Genomic DNA, 18,352 nt, shown 5'->3' on the forward strand with positions numbered 1-18,352 from the left:
GCCTAGGTCGGTGCGCAGTCGTCGGGCCTCGTCGGCCGGGCAGAGCTGGACGCAGTACGGTCGCGCTGGTGTCCAGGTCGTTCGTCACACAACGACCTGGACACCGGCGTTCACGTCTCTATCAGCACGTCTGGGAACAGACCGTCTACTTGAAGACCTTCACACAGATGCTCAGCGTCTTGCTCATCGAGTCGTCGTAGTTCCTGATGACCGCGGTGGCGGTCACATCGGCCCTGAGACAGATGCTCTTCTTGCCCTTGTAGGGAGCGGCGTCCATGCCCTGCGGCTTGAACGTGGCGGGGCGACCCGTGTTGAACTGGTAGTACTTCGAGTTGTCGTTCGAGAACGAGGAAGCCCGCTTGGCCACCTTGATACGGCCGCACTTCTTGGTCGGCGTGACACCGACGGCAAAGGGAGCGCTGACTGTGATGGCCGTCGAGGTCTCGCATCCGTAGTCGTAGATCCGCTGGGACATCTTCGCGGCCGTCAGCTTGCGAGGCGCCCCGTTGGCACGACAGTTGCCCTTGACGATCATTTCCATCTGGGGCTTCTTCAGGCGGATCTGGTCGATCCACATGTCCTTGCGGTCGGTCGTGGGCTGTTTGCGCCACCAGCGGTACTCCATCGTGCCGCTGATGTTGACTGTGACGCATCGGTCCAGAGGTGTCGACCAGGTCGAGAACCCGCCGCCGTACGGCGCGCTCGACCAGTGCTTGGTGACCGCGCCCGCCTCGGTGTTCAGGCCGACGACCATGGTCAGGGCCAGCGGTACGACGGCCAGTAGCCTCGTCTTCGTCTTCATATGGTGCTCCCCGTGGGCGAGGGCAGCGGCTCGTCGCCGCCCAACGGCAGCGACGATCGTCCCGGACGCCATGCACCCCGCTACACAGAGACGCGTGCGGGGTGCGTGGAAGCGTGTCCTCCGGGTCAGAGCACCTTGGAGAGGAACGACTTGGTGCGGTCATGCTGGGGGTTCGTCAGAACATCGCGCGGATGGCCGGACTCGACCACCACGCCGTCGTCCATGAAGACCAGCGAGTCGCCGACCTCGCGGGCGAAGCCCATCTCGTGCGTGACCACGATCATGGTCATGCCGTCCTCGGCGAGGTCCCGCATCACGTCGAGGACCTCACCGACCAGCTCCGGGTCGAGAGCAGAGGTCGGCTCGTCGAAGAGCATCAGTTTCGGTTCCATGGCCAGTGCCCGCGCGATCGCCACGCGCTGCTGCTGGCCACCCGAGAGCTGGGCGGGGTAGTGGTTCTTGCGGTCCCCGAGGCCCACGCGGTCAAGGAGCCGTTCTGCGCGCTCCCGGGCCACGGCCTTGGTCTCGTGCTTGACCTGGACCGGTGCCTCCATGACGTTCTCCAGCGCCGTCATGTGCGGGAACAGGTTGAAGCGCTGGAACACCATACCGATGTCCCGTCGCTGCGCGGCGACCTCGCGTTCCTTCAGTTCGTAGAGCTTGTCGCCCTTCTGCCGGTAACCGACCAGTTCGCCGTCGACCCACAGCCGGCCGGCGTTGATCTTCTCCAGGTGGTTGATGCACCGTAGGAAGGTGGACTTGCCCGAGCCGGACGGGCCGATCAGGCAGAACACCTCGCGCGGGTTCACCTCCAGGTCGATGCCCTTGAGGATGTGCGCCAGGCCGAAGGACTTGTGCACGCTCTCGGCCAGGACCATCGGCGGGCCGCCCGTGCCCGCCCCGATGCCCATGCTCTTGTCGAGACTGCTCATCGGGCCACCTCCGGCCGCTTGAACGAACCGAACTGACGGAGGTTCCTTCTCAGCCGCTGCAGAGGGGTCGGCGGCAGGTTACGGGTCGACCCCCGCGCGTAACGGCGCTCCAGGTAGTACTGACCGACACTGAACACACTGGTCAGGATCAGGTACCAGATCGATGCGACAAAGTACATCTCCACCACGGCGAGCGAGGTGCTGGAGATGTCCTGGGACCGCTTGATGAGTTCATTGAACTGCACCGCGTAGGCCAGCGATGAAGTTTTCAACATGTTGATGAACTCGTTGCCCGTAGGCGGCACGATGACCCGCATCGCCTGCGGAAGGACCACGCGCCGGAGGGTCTTGCCCCGCGTCATGCCCAGGGCATGCGACGCCTCCGTCTGTCCCTCGTCGACCGACTGGATGCCCGCCCGGACGATCTCCGACATGTACGCGGCCTCGTTGAGGCCGAGACCGAGCAGCGCCGCCAGGAACGGCGTCATCACGTCGTTCATCTCGTCCTTGTAGAACCCCAGGTTGAGGATGGGGAACACGAGGGCGATGTTGTACCAGAGCAAGAGCTGCACCAGTACCGGAGTGCCGCGGAAGAACCAGACGTAGAGCCAGGCCACGGTACTCGTGACCGGGTTCGAGGACATCCTCATCACCGCGAGGATCACGCCCAGGACAAGGCCGAGAACCATGGCGAGCACGGAGATGTACAGGGTGTACCAGACGCCGGACAGGATGGTCCCGTCCGTGACGTACTCCGGGATGATGTCGTAGTTGATGTCCGCGTTAGAGAACGCGAGCCCGATCAGCACCAGGATCGCGAGGACGACGGCACCGGCCACCCAGCGCCCGTAATGGCGAACCGGGATGGCCTTGATCTGTTCCGGCGGCAGCTCCGGCACCGGAGTCTTGTCGACAGTGTCAGTCACAGTGACTGCCCTTCAATGATGCGCGAGGTTCAGGAGCCGCCGTTGATCTTCGCCTCGGTCACGGCACCGTCGGTGACGTTCCACTTCTCAAGGATCTTCTGGTACTCGCCGTTCTCGATGATGGCGCTCATGGCTGCCTGGATGGCGTCGCGAAGCTCGGTGTTGTCCTTGCTCACACCGATGCCGTACGGGCCGGCCTCGATCTGCTCCCCGACGACCTCGAAGTCGTCGCCGTTGCCCGAGGTCTTCGCGTTGTAGGCCGCGACCGGGAAGTCATTGAGGTCGGCGACGGAAGCACCCTGCTTGAGGCGCAGCAGAGCCTCGGGGTCGGTGTCGAAGGTCTGCAGCTTGATGGCCTTCTTGCCGTCCTTGACGCACTTCTTGCTCTGTTCCTTTGCGATGCCCTCGGAGGTGGTGCCCACCTGCAGCGCCACGACCTGGCCGCACAGGTCGTCCAGGGACTTGATGCCCTTCGGGTTGCCCTTCTGGACCAGGATCGACGTACCGGCGGTGAAGTAGTCGACGAAGTCGATGCCGTTGCCGACCTTCTTGCCGGTGTCCGAGTCGATGCCCTCCTGGCGGTCCTTCGTGTCGTTCATCGCTGACATGACCACGTGGAACCGCTCGGCCTGAAGGCCCACGATGAGCTGCGCGAACTTGCCGTTCAGGAACTCGAACTTCACGCCAAGCTGCTTGCCCAGCGCCTCGGCGATGTCCGGGTCGATGCCTACGGCCTTGCCGTCCTTCATGTACTCGACCGGCGGGTACGCGATGTCGGAGCCCACCTTGACGACACCGGCCTTGCGGATGTCCGCGGGGAGCTTGTCGGCGAGCGGCGCGGAGGCCGTCGCGGTGCTGTCGGAGCTGGTGTCCTTCTCCGTCTGGTCACCGCAGGCGGTGAGCAGCAGGGCGCCCGCGACCGCGATCGCTCCGACCGCGGCTGTACGGGAACGCAGGCCGGTCGTACGACGGGTGGTGCTTGCGGTCATGGTGGGTTCCTCCGGCGGGGGTGGTGTGGAGTTGCCGACAGGTCGACGATTAACACGCGTCTTCGAGTGTGGCGACCTCGTGTGATTACGGCATCTTGCCATTCGGGCATGTGCAATCAGATGACCAGCCATGTCAAAATCGGATAACGGGTGACCCCCCGAATGACCTACGAACCGCCGTGGACCGCGTGATCACACCGGACCATGTGCGGGATTCCCCTCTTCCGACCGGAAGATCTTCGGTGCATCTCAGGATGCGGTCGACCGCGAACTCCGCACACGTGGCCGTACGGTACTTGTCATGATGTGGCCCCACTTGTCCTGTCATCCGTCGATGAGTCGAGCCAACCATGATCGTCTTCAATTGACCTTCGAGTTGTGACCTTCACGGTATGAAGTCGTATGGACTCGTCGTCGGCGCCGTCCGTCCGGTAAGAAGGTTCCTTACACCCCTCATCCGGGGCCCAGGGCGCGTGTGCGGCGCGCCCGTCGCGTCTGAGCCCGCAGGCGTCGCCGTACGTATCGGTCGGCCTGGGCCTTACGCGGTGCCCGCCCGCCTCCGAACCGGGAGCGGTCACCCTCAAACCATGCAGACCTAAGGGGTACACACAGTGGCAGCGGAGATTGTCAATCCTCGCACCGACAACGGCGACGGCAGTACGGGCCAGGAAGGCGGCGGGGAGCCCCTCAATTCCCTCGACTCCTTCGACCCGGCGTTCGCCCTGCACCGTGGCGGCAAGATGGCCGTGCAGGCCACCGTGCCGATCCGGGACAAGGACGACCTGTCCCTCGCCTACACGCCCGGTGTCGCGCGGGTGTGCACCGCCATCGCCGAGCAGCCCGACCTGGTCAACGACTACACATGGAAGTCGTCGGTCGTCGCCGTCGTGACGGACGGTACGGCGGTCCTCGGCCTCGGCGACATCGGCCCCGAGGCGTCCCTCCCCGTCATGGAGGGCAAGGCGATCCTGTTCAAGCAGTTCGGCGGCGTCGACGCGGTGCCGATCGCGCTCGCCTGCACGGACGTCGACGAGATCATCGAGACCGTCGTCCGCCTCGCCCCCTCCTTCGGTGGCGTGAACCTGGAGGACATCTCCGCGCCCCGCTGCTTCGAGATCGAGAAGCGGCTCCAGGAGCGGCTGGACATCCCGGTCTTCCACGACGACCAGCACGGTACGGCGGTCGTGACGCTGGCGGCCCTGCGCAACGCCGCCCGGCTGACCGGCCGAGGGCTCGGCGACCTGCGCGCCGTGATCTCGGGCGCGGGCGCGGCGGGCGTGGCCATCGCCAAGATGCTGCTGGAGGCCGGTCTCGGCGACGTCGCGGTCGCCGACCGCAAGGGCATCGTCTCCGTGGACCGTGAGGACCTCACGCCGGTCAAGCGGGAGCTCGCCGAGCTCACCAACCGGGCCGGTCTGTCGGGCTCCCTGGAGGACGCCCTCGCGGGCGCGGACGTCTTCATCGGCGTCTCCGGCGGGACGGTCCCGGAGGAGGCGGTGGCCTCGATGGCCGAGAACGCGTTCGTCTTCGCCATGGCCAACCCCAACCCCGAGGTGCACCCGGACGTCGCCCACAAGTACGCGGCGGTCGTCGCGACCGGGCGCTCCGACTACCCGAACCAGATCAACAACGTCCTCGCCTTCCCGGGGATCTTCGCGGGGGCCCTTCAGGTGCGGGCCTCGCGGATCACCGAGGGGATGAAGATCGCGGCGGCCGAGGCGTTGGCGTCGGTGGTCGGGGACGATCTCGCGGCGGACTACGTCATTCCGTCGCCGTTCGACGAGCGGGTCGCTCCGGCGGTCACCGCGGCGGTCGCGGCGGCGGCTCGGGCGGAGGGTGTGGCTCGGCGCTAGCCGGCTTCGGGGTGGCGGCGGTGTTTCCTCGCCCCCGCCGCCCCTACCCGTCCCGTCCCGTCCCTCAAGGGGCTGCGCCCCTATGACCCCCAAACGTCTCTCGGTGGGGGCTGGCCGCACCCGCCATACGTCCTGGCGTCCCGAGTTCGCAACGCTGAGGTCGGGGACGGGACGCGTGTCACAGTGGTCCGTGGTTCCATCGCTGTCGGCATCCCCCTATGGTCAGGCGCATGTTCGCTGCCTATGCCGCCCGCATCGACCGTGACCAACCGCTCGACGGACTGGAGTTGGGCGACCGGCCCGCGCCGGAATCGAGGCCCGGCTGGACGACCGTCAAGGTGAAGGCCGCCTCCCTGAACCACCACGACCTGTGGTCCCTGCGCGGGGTCGGCCTCGCGGAGGACAAGCTGCCCATGATCCTCGGCTGTGACGCCGCCGGCGTCGACGAGGACGGCAACGAGGTCGTCCTGCACTCCGTGATCGGCCAGTCCGGCCACGGCGTCGGCCCGGACGAACCCCGCTCGATCCTCACCGAGCGCTACCAGGGCACCTTCGCCGAACTCGTCTCCGTCCCCACCTGGAACGTCCTCCCCAAGCCCGCCGAACTCTCCTTCGAAGAGGCCGCCTGTCTGCCCACCGCGTGGTTGACGGCGTACCGCATGCTCTTCACCAACGCCGGTGTACGCCCCGGGGACTCCGTTCTCGTGCAGGGCGCCGGCGGCGGTGTCGCCACCGCCGCGATCGTGCTCGGCAAGGCGGCGGGCCTGCGGGTCTTCGCCACCAGCCGGGACGAGGCCAAGCGGAAGAGGGCCCTGGAGCTCGGCGCCGTGGAGGCGCTGGAGTCGGGGGCTCGGCTCCCGCACCGCGTGGACGCGGTCATCGAGACCGTCGGCGCCGCCACCTGGTCCCACTCGGTGAAGTCCCTGCGCCCCGGCGGCAGCCTCGTCATCTCGGGCGCCACCAGCGGTGACCGGCCCTCCCACGCCGAGCTGACCCGTATCTTCTTCCTCGAACTCAAGGTCGTCGGCTCCACCATGGGAACCAAGGACGAGCTGGAGGACCTGCTCTCCTTCTGCGCCGCGACCGGCGTCCGCCCCGTCATCGACGAGGTGCTGCCCCTGGACCGCGCCCGCGAGGGCTTCGAACGTCTGGCGGCCGGCGACCAGTTCGGCAAGATCGTGCTCACCAACCCCTGACGAGTCTCGGCATCGCGACGGCCGGCCCGGTTCTCCGGGCCGGCCGTCGTCATGTCAACCAGGGTTGACGCCGGGGGTTTGTCAATGTAGGTTGACATCATGACCGAAGCAACGGATCTTGCCGAGCGCGCGGGCGATCGGGACCCTCGGGTCGGACTGCGGGCCGTCGCCGCGCTGCGCCGGCTGCTGGAGCAGCTGGAGTCGGTGCAGGTGCGCAGCGCGCGCCATCAGGGCTGGTCGTGGCAGGAGATCGCCGCGGAACTCGGAGTCAGCAGGCAGGCCGTCCACAAGAAGTACGGGAGGCATTGATGTTCGAGCGGTTCACGAAGGATGCCCGGGCCGTGGTCCTGGGCGCGGTCGACCATGCGGAACGTGCCCGTGCGGGGGAGGTGACCGAGGAGCATCTGCTGCTCTCCCTGCTGGACCGGAAGGCCAGCCGCGCCTCGTTCGCCCTGGCCGCGCTCGGGCTGGCCGCGGGTGAACGCCGGGACTCCGTGGAGCGGGCGCTCGCCGAGGCCCGGCGCCGGGGCGGCCTCTCCCGCGCGGACACGGACGCGCTCGCCGGTCTCGGCATCGACCTCTCGCAGATCGTCTCCCGGGTCGAAGAGGCCCACGGGGTGGGAGCGTTGGAGTCGGGCGGCGGGGGACGGCGGCGCCGTCGGCCTTCGGGGCACCGTCCCTTCACCCGCGGCGCCAAGGACGTCCTGACCCGGTCCCTCCGCACCGCCCACGCCCACCGGGACCTCCCCCACGCTCGAATTCGCTCGCGCGGGGGGACCCTCATCATCGGAGACGAACACCTGCTGCTCGCGCTCACCACCCGCCCCGGCGTTCCGGCCGAGGTTCTCGCGGACCACGGGGTGACGTACGAGGCGCTGGAGCGGGTGCTCTACGGGGCGGGCGAGGCCAAGGCGGGGTGAGCGCAGCTCTCCGCGCGCCCGGGGCTGCGCCCCTGCCCTCCCCCTATCCCTTCGGTGCTCGCAGGGTTGCCCCGATGTGCGCCGCCGCTGTCGACAGGTGGCGGCGGGCGTCGCGGAGTTGGTCCTCCGTCACGCCGTGGTCGCGGGCCGCGTCGCGGATGTCGTCGCGGAAGCGGTCCAGGAGGCGGTCGAGGTCGCGGGACGGATCGCCGGTGGGCGTCTCGTGCACCCACGCGGGCTCGTAGTCGGCCGGGAAGTCCTCGGGAGTGGTCGAGTACTCGGGCGCCTCGCCGCCGGTGGTGGTCCCGGCCCCGGTGCCCTTGGGCGAGGTCGGCTCCGTCCCCGCACCGCGCTCCGGGCCGGCCGTGCCGGGGGCGGGCTCCGCGCCCGTCCGTCCGAAGCCGAAGTCCTTGCCGAACTCCTTGGCGAAGTCCTCCCCGAACTCGCCGAACTCCTTGACCAGTTCTGTCAGGCCCTCGCGCACGCCCGTCGGCCAGTCGCCCCGCGTGAAGTGGTCCTGGACATGGTCCTGGACGCGCTTGGCGATGCGCTGCAACTCCTCCTGTGCCTGGGTGCGGGCGCGCTCCTGGGCCTCCTTGGCCTGACGACGGGCGCGCTGGGCCTCCTCCCGGGCCCGTCGGCTCTCGTCCTTCGCCCGGCGGGCCTGCTCCTTCCACTCCTGCTTGGCGCGGCGCATCTCCTCCTTCGCGGCCCGCCAGGACGCGTTGTCGGCGTACTCCCCGGACTCCGCGGCTGAACCGCCCTCCCCGCCCCCCTTGCGAGCCCCGGAGGCCGCCGCCCTCATCTCACGGCGCAGGTCGCCCGCGGCGCCCCGGACATCAGCTCTGATCTCGGCGGCCAGCTCTGCGACCGACTCGCGGATCTCCAGCTCCAGATCGGCCAACTCTCCACTCCGGTCGGCCAGTTCGGCCCGGCCCGCGTCGGTGATCGCGTACACCTTGCGGCCGCCCTCGGTGGTGTGGGTGACCAGGCCCTCCGCTTCCAGCTTCGCCAGGCGGGGGTAGACGGTGCCGGCCGAGGGCGCGTACAGGCCCTGGAAGCGTTCCTCCAGGAGTCGGATCACCTCGTAGCCGTGGCGCGGCGCCTCGTCCAGCAGCTTCAGCAAGTACAGCCGCAGGCGGCCGTGGGCGAAGACGGGAGGCATGTCAGAGCACCTTCTTGTCGGTCGTGCGAGGGGTCGTGCCGCCGGTCGTGTCAGCGGTCGGGCCGGCAGAGTCGGGGGAGTCGAGATCGTCCCACGGTCCGTCCTCCGCCGGTGGCCTGCGGAGGAGGGCGATGGAGCCGGAGACGGTCGTGGCCTTGAGGCGGCCGGTGCCCGTGCCGAGGCGGCCGGTGACCTTGTGGGCGCCCCAGAGGCCGCTGACGCGGAGGTCGTCGAAGGCGCTGGAGATGGTGCCGCTGGCGGTGTTGGCCTCCACCTCGGCGTCGGCCGGGTGGGGGAGGCGGATGGCGATCTCGCCGGAGACGCTGGTGAGGCCGATGTCGGCGGGGCCGCCCGCGGGGTCGAGGTCGAGGATGATCGCGCCGCTCACCGACTCGGCCTTCACGCTGGGGCAGGAGCCCTCTATGACGGTCAGGTCCCCGGAGACGGAACTGAGCCGTAGTTCGCCGGTGAGGGCCTGCGCCTCCACGCTTCCCGAGACCGTCGTGGTGCGCACCGGCCCCGACAAGCCGACCAGTGTCGTGTCACCCGAGACGCCCCTCACCTCCGTACGCCCGCCCAGACCGGACACGACAGCCGTGGCACCCAGCACGCCGACCTCGACCCGGGTGCCCGTCGGGACGGCGAGCGACACCAGGGCGGTGCGACGCCGGACCTTGCGGTCGAGCCACGTCAGGAAACCCTTCCCGGGCAGGTCGGCGTAGGCCACGGTCAGGGTGCCGTCCTTCTGGGTGACCGTGAGCGGTGGGCCCTCGATGTCGGAGACCTCCAGGCGGGCGGAACCCTCGTCGGTGCCCATGACGTTCACCGTTCCGTTGACGACGCGTACGTGCAGTGCCGTCACCGGCTCGTCGAACGTGAGCTTGCGCGGCTCGGCGACGGACCACTCGGACATGGTGCTGACCTCCTCGACGGACCCCGACTCAACGGCGGAGGACCCAGACAAAGACGCGCACTATCGCGTCTCATGCAATTCACGATATATCGCGGTGAGGGAAAGTCAAGGCACCCGTTCTGGTGAACCCGCAGGGATATACCTGGGCAAATCGGCCTAGCGTGGAGGCATGTCGACGGAACGCTCCCAGGGATCCCGTGGCCCCCGGCCCGCCCCCGCCCCCGGTGCGCTGCTGCTCTGCCGGGCGGATCCCGACGCCGTCGCCCCCGTCGCCCAGCTGCTGCGCGAACGCATGCTGCTCGTCCCCGCCGGTCCGGAGTGGACCGCGCTCGTGCCGGAGGGAAAACCCTGGTCGCACGGTGGCGAACTGGTGGACCGGGTTCTCACCGGCTGGGCGACGGCCCTCGCCGTCGGCGTCCCGTGGCCCGTATTGGCCCTGTGGTGGGACGCGGACCGCGGTGGCTACACCCTCGCCGCCGGATTCCGCCGCACCGTCGGCTACGTGTGGCTCGCCAACGGCACCCCGGCCGGTGAGGGCGAGGCGATGCGCACCTTCGCCGCCCGCCTGGGCCTGGACCCGGTCCTGGACGCACAGGCGCTGGACCGGCTCACCGAGCCCGACCCGGCCGCCGACGCCCGCGCCCGCCTGCTGGGTCTGCTCGCCGTCCTCGCCCGCGCCGGAGTGTCACTCCCCGCGGGCCTCACCCCGGGAGAACCCGCCGACCGGCTCCATGAGGTCGCCCGGGTCCAGCCCGGTGTCCAGCGCATCGAGTGGACGGGCTGGCGCGGGGCCGTCCGCACGGAACTGGACGCCCTCGAACGCGGGCGCCTGGGCCCGTGGCTGCCCTGGGCGGGCACCTCCAGAGCGCGCGCCCTGGCCACCGCCCAGCTCCTCGCGGGCCTCCCGCTCACCGGCTGGGGCCTGCACCGCCGCAGCCCCGGCTGGCTCGTCGCCGGCGGTCTCCTGATCGCCCACGGCGCCCTCGGCCTGCTCTACGACCTGGCCCACCCGCGCGACTGAGGCCCGCCACCCCGCCGGCAGGGACGGCCACTCGTCCGCTCCTGTCGGAGGGGGCGGCTACTCGTCCTCGTCCTCGTCGTCCAGCCGTGCCAGCCACGTGGCCAGCCGCTCCACGGGCACCTCGAAGTCCGGATTCAGGTCCACGAACGTCCGCAGCTGCTCGGCGAGCCACTCGAACGTGACCTCCTCCTCGCCGCGCCGCTTCTCCAGTTCCTCGATGCCACGGTCCGTGAAGTACATGGGTCAAGGATAAGTGCGGGAAACGGCCCGGGCCGCACCCCCTGCGGAGGGGGTGCGGCCCGGTGGCGTGCGGGCCTCGGGAGCTTTACGCCTCGAAGACCTCACGCACCAACTGCTCCTGCTCGGCCTGGTGGCGCTTGGCCGAGCCGACCGCCGGGGACGAGCCGTGCGGGCGGGAGATGCGGCGGAGCCGCTCTCCGTGGGGGACGTCCGCGCCGACCGCGAGGTCGAGGTGGTCGATCAGGTTGAGGGCGATGAAGGGCCACGCACCCTGGTTCGCCGGCTCCTCCTGGGCCCACAGGTACTTCTCGGCGTTCGGGTACTTGTTGACCTCCGCCTGGACCTCGGCCCCGGGGAGGGGGTAGAGGCGCTCGATGCGGATGATCGCCGTGTCCGTGACGCCGCGCTTCTGACGCTCGGCCTCCAGGTCGTAGTAGACCTTGCCGGCGCAGAAGACGACCTTCTTGACCGCGTTCGGGTCGACCGAGCTGTCGCCGATGACCGGGCGGAACCCGCCGCTCGTGAACTCCTCCGCCTTCGACGCGGCGGCCTTCAGACGCAGCATCGACTTCGGGGTGAAGACGACCAGCGGCTTGTGGTGCGGGTTGTGCACCTGCCAGCGCAGAAGGTGGAAGTAGTTCGACGGCAGGGTCGGCATGGCGACCGTCATGTTGTTCTGCGCGCACATCTGGAGGAAGCGCTCCGGGCGGGCGGACGAGTGGTCCGGGCCCTGGCCCTCGTAGCCGTGCGGGAGGAGCAGGGTGACGCCGGACGTCTGGCCCCACTTCTGCTCCGCCGACGAGATGAACTCGTCCACGACCGTCTGGGCGCCGTTGACGAAGTCGCCGAACTGCGCCTCCCACATCACCAGGGACTCGGGGCGGGCCAGCGAGTAGCCGTACTCGAAGCCCATCGCCGCGTACTCGGAGAGCAGGGAGTTGTAGACGTTCAGTCGCGCCTGGTCCTCGGAGAGGTACATCAGCGGCGTGAACTCCTCGCCCGTCTCACGGTCGATGATCACCGCGTGACGCTGGCCGAAGGTGCCGCGCTGCGAGTCCTGACCGGCCAGGCGGACCGGGGTGCCCTCCAGGAGGAGGGAGCCGACCGCGAGGGTCTCGCCCATGCCCCAGTCGATGGTGCCGTCCTCGACCATGGCCGCCCGGCGCTGCAGCTGCGGCAGCAGACGCGGGTGGGCGGTGATGTGGTCCGGGACGTTGACCTGGGACTCGGCGATCCGCTTGACGGTCTCCGCCGTGATCGCGGTGTTCACCGCGACCGGGAAGCCGTCCTGCGGGTCGTGGGACTCGGCGGACGCCGACTGGGAGGTGGCCTCACGGACCTCCGTGAAGACCTTCTCCAGCTGGCCCTGGTAGTCCTGCAGCGCCTGCTCGGCCTCTTCCAGGGTGATGTCGCCGCGACCGATCAGGGACTCGGTGTAGAGCTTGCGCACCGAGCGCTTCTTGTCGATCAGGTCGTACATCAGCGGCTGGGTGAAGGCCGGGTTGTCCGACTCGTTGTGACCGCGGCGGCGGTAGCAGATGAGGTCGATCACGACGTCCTTGTTGAACGCCTGGCGGAACTCGAAGGCGAGGCGGGCCACGCGGACGACGGCCTCGGGGTCGTCGCCGTTCACGTGGAAGATCGGGGCCTCGATCATGCGGGCCACGTCGGTCGCGTACATCGAGGAGCGCGACGACTCGGGAGCCGCCGTGAAGCCGACCTGGTTGTTGATGACGATGTGGACCGTGCCGCCCGTGCGGTAGCCGCGCAGCTGCGACATGTTCAGGGTCTCGGCCACCACGCCCTGGCCCGCGAAGGCCGCGTCGCCGTGCAGGGCCACCGGCAGGACCGTGAAGTCCGTGCCGCCCTTGTTGATGATGTCCTGCTTGGCGCGGGCGACGCCCTCCAGGACCGGGTCCACCGCCTCCAGGTGCGAGGGGTTCGCGACCAGGGAGACCTTGATCTGCTCGCCGTCCAGGCCCGTGAAGGTGCCCTCGGCGCCCAGGTGGTACTTCACGTCGCCGGAGCCGTGCATCGACTTCGGGTCGAGGTTGCCCTCGAACTCGCGGAAGATCTGCGCGTACGACTTGCCGACGATGTTCGCGAGGACGTTCAGCCGGCCGCGGTGGGCCATGCCGATGACGACCTCGTCGAGACGGGACTCCGCCGCCGAGTCGATGACCGCGTCCAGCAGCGGGATGACCGATTCGCCGCCCTCAAGCGAGAAGCGCTTCTGGCCGACGTACTTGGTCTGCAGGAAGGTCTCGAAGGCCTCCGCCGCGTTCAGCCGGCGCAGGATGCGCAGCTGCTCCTCGCGCTCCGGCTTGGTGTGCGGACGCTCGATGCGGTCCTGGATCCAGCGCCGCTGCTTCGGGTCCTGAATGTGCATGAACTCGATGCCGGTCGTACGGCAGTACGAGTCGCGCAGGACGCCGAGGATGTCGCGGAGCTTCATCAGGGACTTGCCCGAGAAGCCGCCGACCGCGAACTCGCGCTCCAGGTCCCACAGGGTGAGCCCGTGCTCGGTGATGTCCAGGTCGGGGTGCTTGCGCTGGCGGTACTCCAGCGGGTCGGTGTCGGCCATGACGTGGCCGCGGACCCGGTAGGAGTGGATCAGTTCGAAGACGCGCGCGGCCTTGGTGACGTCGTCGTCGTGCGAGGCGTCGATGTCCTTGAGCCAGCGGACCGGCTCGTAGGGGATGCGCAGGGCCTCGAAGATGTCGTCGTAGAAGCCGCCCTCGCCGAGGAGGAAGTTGGCGACGATCCGCAGGAACTCGCCGGAGGCGGCGCCCTGGATGACCCGGTGGTCGTACGTCGAGGTCAGGGTCATGACCTTCGAGATACCGAGCTTGTTGAGGGTGTCCTGGGACGTGCCCTGGAACTCGGCCGGGTAGTCCATGGAACCGACGCCCATGATGACCGACTGGCCGGGCATCAGGCGCGGGACCGAGTGGACGGTGCCGAGGCCGCCGGGGTTGGTCAGGGAGACCGTGACACCGGTGAAGTCGTCCATCGTCAGCTTGCCGTCACGGGCGCGGCGGACGATGTCCTCGTAGGCCTGCCAGAACTCGAAGAAGTTCAGCGTCTCGGCCTTCTTGATGCCCGCGACGACCAGCTGGCGGTCGCCGTTGGGCTTCACCAGGTCGATGGCGAGGCCGAAGTTGACGTGCGGCGGCTTGACGAGGGTGGGCTTCCCGTCCTTCTCCGCGTAGTGCCAGTTCATCGACGGCATCGTCTTGATGGCCTGCACCATCGCGTAGCCGATCAGGTGCGTGAAGGAGATCTTCCCGCCCCGGGCGCGCTTCAGGTGGTTGTTGATGACGATGCGGTTGTCGAACAGCAGCTTCACCGGGACCGCGCGCACGGACGTGGCCGTGGGCAGCTCCAGGGAGGCGTTCATGTTCTTCGCGACGGCGGCGGCGGGGCCGCGCAGCGTGATCAGCTCCGGGCCCTCGGCGGCGGCAGCGGCGGGCGCGGCCTGCTTCGCGGGGGCGGCGGCCTTCGGCTTCGCCGGCGCGGGCGCGGCGGCCGCGGGCTTCGCGGGGACCGGGGCTGCTGCCGCGGGCTTCGGAGCGGCCGGAGCGGGGGTGGCCGGGGCGGCGGGTGCGGCCTGGGCCGGGGCGGCGGGGGCCGCGGGTGTGGTGGTCGCTGCGGGCCCCGTGGCCGCAGAGCTCGCCGGAGCCGGGGCGGCAGCCGCGCCTGGCTTGTAGTCGGCGAAGAAGTCCCACCAGGCTCGGTCTACCGAATTCGGGTCCTGGAGGTACTGCTGATAGATCTCGTCGACGAGCCACTCGTTCGGACCGAAGGCCGCGGCGGGGTTCTTACCCGCTTGGTCTGCGTCGGTCGAGATGCTCGAGTTACTGGGGGACTGTGGCGACACGGCGGCAACCGCCCTCTTCCGCTTCACAAGGTGATGGACAGCGGGAATCAAGGCTACGCCCCTGTGGCCGCGAAGGTCAGGCCGAGTCCGCTCTTCGTCGCGTAAGTCACATTGGAATGCGTGTTTCGGGGGTGGAAATGGCGGGAAACAAGCGTGGTTCCGGTCTGGAACGGGTGTGGGGGCCATGGGTTGGGCATGCGTCGGGTGGGGCCTGCGGGGATGCGCACGCGGCCCTCTGCTCGAACGCACCTGATCACACGTGTCCGGCTGGGCGGATCTGCCATGGATCTTGTGGCTCCGGTTCGAACTTTACGTCAACTTGGGAGAGAAGTAAGCCCCGGGAGGATGAGCGAAATCTGGCAAGGGTGGGGGGATTCAGCCAGGTGCAATGTGGGTATCGGCGGATTTTTCCGCCCCCGCCGCCCCTACCCGTCCCATCCTGTCCCTGGGGGCTGAGCCCCCAGACCCCCTGGGTGGGTGAGGGGATGGGGGCGGTGGGGCGGCGGGGATGCGTTGTCGGGTGCGGGTCCGGTGGGGCTTTTCGCGCAGTTCCCCGCGCCCCTGGAAGCCTTCGGCTTCCGGGGCGGTTCTCCGTGACCCTGGAGCCTGCGGGCTCTCGGGGCGCGGAGTGTGGTGAGCTGCGAGCCTGCGGTTCGTGGGGCCGGGTCTCGGCGGTCGCTGGCCGCCACCACTGTGAGCAACCTGCGGGTCGTACGCCTAGACGCTCGCCGCGCCCTGGGGCTTCGGGGGGAGGCCGGGGAGGATCACCTGGATTCGGCAGCCCTTGGGCGACTCCGCCACTCCGATGCGGCCGCCGTGGAGGTCGACCGCCCAGCGGGCGATCGCCAGGCCCAGGCCTGTGCCGCCGTCGCTGCCGGGGCCGTGGGGGGAGCTGACGGCGCCCCGGTTGAAGCGTTCGAAGACGCGGTGCCACTCGGATTCGGGGATGCCGGGGCCCTCGTCCAGGACCTCCAGGTCGAGGGAGTCCGGGGTCGGCCCCCGGCGGGCCTTCACCGTCACGCGGCCGTGCGCCGGGCTGTGCTTGACCGCGTTGTCGATGAGATTCGCCACGACCTGGTGGATGCGCTCCGGGTCGGCGTTCGCGGTGAGCTCCGGCGGGTGCACGTCCAGGTGCAGGTGCACGTCCGTACGCGTGTGCTTGCCCGAGTCCGAGGCGACGCCACCACGGGCCGAGGAGACCATCTGGGCCTCCTTCAGGACACCCGAGAGGTACGGCCAGACCTCGAAGCGTCGGCGGCGCAGCGGGACCACGCCGTTGTCCAGGCGGGACAGGTCCAGGAGGGTCTCCACGAGGCGACCCAGGCGCTCCGTCTGCTTCAGGGCCGTGCGCATCGTCTCCGGGTCGGCCTGGGTGACGCCGTCGACGATGTTCTCCAGGACCGCGCGCAGGCCGGCGATGGGCGTACGGAGTTCGTGGGAGACGTTCGCCACGAGTTCCTTGCGCTGGCGGTCCTGGGCCTCCAGCTCGTCCGCCATGAGATTGATCGTGTGGGCGAGGTCGCCCAGCTCGTCCCGGCGGTTCTCGCTGACCCGGCGGGTGTAGTCGCCGCGCGAGATGGACCGGGCGACCGCGTTCATCTCGTCCAGCGGCGCCGTGAGCGAATGCGCCACGAACTGCGTTATCAGGAGCGTGGCGATCATCGAGAACACCGTGATGAAGCGGAGCTCCGTCTTGGTGTGCACCGCGATCATCGACAGACCGGTGGTGATCAGGACCGAGATGACGACGAGCGCGCCCAGCTTCGTCTTGATCGAGAAGGGGCGCACCCCGCCGAGCGGGCCCGCGCCCTTCCGCGACTGCGCGCCACCGAGCCCCCGGTTCCGGGACCTCGGGTCACCGACTCCGCTCATCACGCCACCAGCCCCTTGTGCCTACGTGCCTGCGTGCCTACGTGTGCCCTGCGCACACGGAACGGCGGGCACGGGTCAGGGAGTCGGGGTCTCCAGGGCGTACCCCACACCGTGCACCGTGCGGATCCGCTCCGCGCCGATCTTCCGCCGCAGCGCCTTGATGTGGCTGTCCACGGTCCGCGTCCCCGACGCGTCCGCCCAGTCCCACACCTCGGCGAGCAGCTGCTCGCGCGAGAGTACGGCACGCGGGGTGTTCGCGAGACACACGAGCAGGTCGAACTCGGTGGGCGTGAGGTGCACGTCCTCGCTGCGCACCCGCACACGGCGCTGCGCGTGATCGATCTCCAGCTCGCCGAGGCGCAGGATGCCCGAGCGCGGCGTGGTGGCGGCCAGCGCGGCCCGCTCCACCCGGCGCAGCAGGACGTGCACGCGTGCGGCCAGCTCCCGCATGGAGAACGGCTTGGTCATGTAGTCGTCGGCGCCGACGCCGAGCCCGACCAGCATGTCCGTCTCGTCGTCCCGGGCGGTGAGCATCAGCACGGGGACGGGCCGTTGGGCCTGGACGCGCCTGCACACCTCCAGGCCGTCGAAGCCGGGCAGCATGATGTCGAGGATCAGCAGGTCGGGCTGCCAGGCCTCCGCGGTGTCCACCGCGGCCGGTCCGTCGGACGCCGTCTGGACGACGAAACCCTCGGCGCGCAGGCGGGCCGCGATGGCGTCGACGATCGTCGCGTCGTCCTCGACCACGAGGACCCGGCGCTGCGCGCCCGGCGTCGCCGTGGTGTTGCTGTGGGTGGTGTGTGTCTGCTCCATCGCCCGCCCCTGTGTTGCTTTCCGGAATCCGTGGGGTGATCCCTTGACTACGCATGGCTGCGCATGACTGCGATTGACGCTTGAATGATCGGCGTCAGGCAAGCAGGGTACGGGCAGTCACCGCACCGGGGCTATCCAGGTCGGACCGCGAGGTGCACCACGTCCGGAACTCCTCGGGCAACCGGGATCTCTTCGGTACGCACCTGTTGGAACCCGGCATTCCCCAAGGTTTCCTCGAATTCCGCAGATGGCCGCGCCGACCACACGGCAAGGACCCCACCTGGTCTCAACACCCGTGCGCAGCTTGCCAGTCCGTTCGGCGAGTAGAGGCTGTCGTTGCTCTCGGAGACGGTCCAGTCGGGCCCGTTGTCGATGTCCAGGCAGAGCGCGTCGAACGTGGCGGATGTCTCATCGAGGTACTTGACGAGATCGGCTTCCACGATCTCCGTACGGGGATCCGCGAGTGCCCCGGCGGACACCTCGGACAGCGGGCCGGAGCGGTGCCATGCGATGACGGAGGGTTCGCGTTCGACAACTGTGATCGGCCCCCAGCGTGGATCCGCGGCGGCGTGGGCGAGCGAGAAGCCGACGCCCAGACCGCCGATGAGCACACTTGGCCGAGAACGATCCGTCATCGCGGCGAAAGCGGCGTCGACCAGCAGCCGCTCCGAGCGGCCGTCCGAAGTGTCCATCAGGAAGCACCCGTTGGCGATGATCTGCAACAGCTCTCCGTGCCGTCGCAGCACGACCTCGCCGTAGGGGCCCTCGTGACGGTCGATGACTACGGGTTCGTCGGTGATGGGCATCCGCCCATCCTTACGTGCTCCCCG

At 69.2% G+C, this 18,352-nt stretch carries 16 protein-coding genes; 5 read left to right on the forward strand and 11 right to left on the reverse strand.

From position 1 onward, the window contains the following. Window positions 1-145: 145 nt before the first annotated feature. The 4 genes from GWK25_RS06955 to GWK25_RS06970 all read right to left on the reverse strand — a co-directional run bounded on the left by GWK25_RS06955 (window position 146) and on the right by GWK25_RS06970 (window position 3,649). Window positions 146-802: a hypothetical protein gene (locus tag GWK25_RS06955; protein ID WP_215448966.1), complete on the reverse strand. Its 657-nt coding sequence runs from the start codon at window positions 800-802 to the stop codon at window positions 146-148. A gap of 125 nt (window positions 803-927) precedes the next feature. Then, window positions 928-1,734 carry an amino acid ABC transporter ATP-binding protein gene (locus GWK25_RS06960; protein WP_286014517.1) on the reverse strand — a complete coding sequence of 269 codons (807 nt, stop codon included), beginning with the start codon at window positions 1,732-1,734 and terminating at the stop codon, window positions 928-930. Then, on the reverse strand, window positions 1,731-2,660 hold the full coding sequence (locus tag GWK25_RS06965; protein ID WP_215448967.1) for an amino acid ABC transporter permease: 930 nt from the start codon (window positions 2,658-2,660) through the stop codon (window positions 1,731-1,733). Before GWK25_RS06965 ends, GWK25_RS06960 begins: the two co-directional genes overlap by 4 nt. A 29-nt stretch (window positions 2,661-2,689) precedes the next feature. Next, entirely contained in the window at window positions 2,690-3,649 is a 960-nt protein-coding gene (locus GWK25_RS06970) for an ABC transporter substrate-binding protein (RefSeq protein ID WP_215448968.1), read from the reverse strand. A gap of 611 nt (window positions 3,650-4,260) precedes the next feature. Between GWK25_RS06970 and GWK25_RS06975 the strand changes: the two genes are divergently transcribed. The 4 genes from GWK25_RS06975 (at window position 4,261) to GWK25_RS06990 (ending at window position 7,618) form a co-directional block, all read left to right on the forward strand. Then, window positions 4,261-5,502: an NADP-dependent malic enzyme gene (locus tag GWK25_RS06975; RefSeq protein WP_184899317.1), complete on the forward strand. Its 1,242-nt coding sequence runs from the start codon at window positions 4,261-4,263 to the stop codon at window positions 5,500-5,502. Between the two features lie 230 nt (window positions 5,503-5,732). Next, complete coding sequence (locus tag GWK25_RS06980) at window positions 5,733-6,698, forward strand: zinc-binding dehydrogenase (RefSeq protein ID WP_215448969.1); 966 nt, start codon at window positions 5,733-5,735, stop codon at window positions 6,696-6,698. Between the two features lie 99 nt (window positions 6,699-6,797). Beyond that, on the forward strand, window positions 6,798-7,007 hold the full coding sequence (locus GWK25_RS06985; RefSeq protein WP_013000766.1) for a helix-turn-helix domain-containing protein: 210 nt from the start codon (window positions 6,798-6,800) through the stop codon (window positions 7,005-7,007). Next, window positions 7,007-7,618, forward strand: coding sequence for a Clp protease N-terminal domain-containing protein (locus GWK25_RS06990; RefSeq protein ID WP_215448970.1), 612 nt, complete (start codon window positions 7,007-7,009; stop codon window positions 7,616-7,618). The genes GWK25_RS06985 and GWK25_RS06990 overlap by 1 nt, the downstream gene beginning before the upstream one ends. A 43-nt stretch (window positions 7,619-7,661) precedes the next feature. On the opposite strand, the gene GWK25_RS06995 is transcribed toward GWK25_RS06990, so the two are convergent. Both GWK25_RS06995 and GWK25_RS07000 read right to left on the reverse strand, forming a co-directional pair. Continuing rightward, a complete protein-coding gene (locus GWK25_RS06995) occupies window positions 7,662-8,783 on the reverse strand; it encodes a PadR family transcriptional regulator (RefSeq protein WP_215448971.1) in 1,122 nt (373 codons plus the stop codon). A gap of 1 nt (window position 8,784) precedes the next feature. Continuing rightward, window positions 8,785-9,696 (reverse strand): DUF4097 family beta strand repeat-containing protein, encoded by a 912-nt coding sequence (locus tag GWK25_RS07000; RefSeq protein ID WP_215448972.1) that lies wholly within the window; start codon window positions 9,694-9,696, stop codon window positions 8,785-8,787. 169 nt (window positions 9,697-9,865) lie between these two features. Here GWK25_RS07000 and GWK25_RS07005 point away from each other — a divergent pair, with 169 nt between their 5' ends. After that, a complete protein-coding gene (locus GWK25_RS07005; RefSeq protein WP_215448973.1) occupies window positions 9,866-10,717 on the forward strand; it encodes a hypothetical protein in 852 nt (283 codons plus the stop codon). A gap of 57 nt (window positions 10,718-10,774) precedes the next feature. Here GWK25_RS07005 and GWK25_RS07010 read toward each other — a convergent pair whose 3' ends face one another. The 5 genes from GWK25_RS07010 to GWK25_RS07030 all read right to left on the reverse strand — a co-directional run bounded on the left by GWK25_RS07010 (window position 10,775) and on the right by GWK25_RS07030 (window position 18,328). Continuing rightward, entirely contained in the window at window positions 10,775-10,957 is a 183-nt protein-coding gene (locus tag GWK25_RS07010) for a DUF6104 family protein (protein WP_003961784.1), read from the reverse strand. 85 nt (window positions 10,958-11,042) lie between these two features. After that, the gene (locus GWK25_RS07015) at window positions 11,043-14,837 is read right to left on the reverse strand and encodes a multifunctional oxoglutarate decarboxylase/oxoglutarate dehydrogenase thiamine pyrophosphate-binding subunit/dihydrolipoyllysine-residue succinyltransferase subunit (RefSeq protein ID WP_215448974.1); all 3,795 of its coding nucleotides are present in this window, start codon (window positions 14,835-14,837) and stop codon (window positions 11,043-11,045) included. A 717-nt stretch (window positions 14,838-15,554) separates the two neighbouring features. Then, complete coding sequence (locus GWK25_RS07020; protein WP_215448975.1) at window positions 15,555-16,709, reverse strand: cell wall metabolism sensor histidine kinase WalK; 1,155 nt, start codon at window positions 16,707-16,709, stop codon at window positions 15,555-15,557. A 75-nt stretch (window positions 16,710-16,784) separates the two neighbouring features. After that, complete coding sequence (locus GWK25_RS07025) at window positions 16,785-17,522, reverse strand: response regulator transcription factor (protein WP_184899333.1); 738 nt, start codon at window positions 17,520-17,522, stop codon at window positions 16,785-16,787. A gap of 131 nt (window positions 17,523-17,653) precedes the next feature. After that, window positions 17,654-18,328 carry a spermidine synthase gene (locus GWK25_RS07030; RefSeq protein WP_215448976.1) on the reverse strand — a complete coding sequence of 225 codons (675 nt, stop codon included), beginning with the start codon at window positions 18,326-18,328 and terminating at the stop codon, window positions 17,654-17,656. Between the last annotated feature and the right edge of the window lie 24 nt (window positions 18,329-18,352).

The organism is Streptomyces sp. ATCC 21386 (assembly GCF_018728545.1).
Lineage (GTDB): Bacteria > Actinomycetota > Actinomycetes > Streptomycetales > Streptomycetaceae > Streptomyces.

Coding starts and splice junctions, on each gene's coding strand:
- GWK25_RS06955 (WP_215448966.1), bottom strand. CDS start 802: ATGAAGACGAAGACGAGGCTACTGGCCGTCGTACCGCTGGCCCTGACC.
- GWK25_RS06960 (WP_286014517.1), bottom strand. CDS start 1,734: ATGAGCAGTCTCGACAAGAGCATGGGCATCGGGGCGGGCACGGGCGGC.
- GWK25_RS06970 (WP_215448968.1), bottom strand. CDS start 3,649: ATGACCGCAAGCACCACCCGTCGTACGACCGGCCTGCGTTCCCGTACA.
- GWK25_RS06980 (WP_215448969.1), top strand. CDS start 5,733: ATGTTCGCTGCCTATGCCGCCCGCATCGACCGTGACCAACCGCTCGAC.
- GWK25_RS06985 (WP_013000766.1), top strand. CDS start 6,798: ATGACCGAAGCAACGGATCTTGCCGAGCGCGCGGGCGATCGGGACCCT.
- GWK25_RS06990 (WP_215448970.1), top strand. CDS start 7,007: ATGTTCGAGCGGTTCACGAAGGATGCCCGGGCCGTGGTCCTGGGCGCG.
- GWK25_RS06995 (WP_215448971.1), bottom strand. CDS start 8,783: ATGCCTCCCGTCTTCGCCCACGGCCGCCTGCGGCTGTACTTGCTGAAG.
- GWK25_RS07000 (WP_215448972.1), bottom strand. CDS start 9,696: ATGTCCGAGTGGTCCGTCGCCGAGCCGCGCAAGCTCACGTTCGACGAG.
- GWK25_RS07005 (WP_215448973.1), top strand. CDS start 9,866: ATGTCGACGGAACGCTCCCAGGGATCCCGTGGCCCCCGGCCCGCCCCC.
- GWK25_RS07010 (WP_003961784.1), bottom strand. CDS start 10,957: ATGTACTTCACGGACCGTGGCATCGAGGAACTGGAGAAGCGGCGCGGC.
- GWK25_RS07020 (WP_215448975.1), bottom strand. CDS start 16,709: ATGAGCGGAGTCGGTGACCCGAGGTCCCGGAACCGGGGGCTCGGTGGC.
- GWK25_RS07025 (WP_184899333.1), bottom strand. CDS start 17,522: ATGGAGCAGACACACACCACCCACAGCAACACCACGGCGACGCCGGGC.
- GWK25_RS07030 (WP_215448976.1), bottom strand. CDS start 18,328: ATGCCCATCACCGACGAACCCGTAGTCATCGACCGTCACGAGGGCCCC.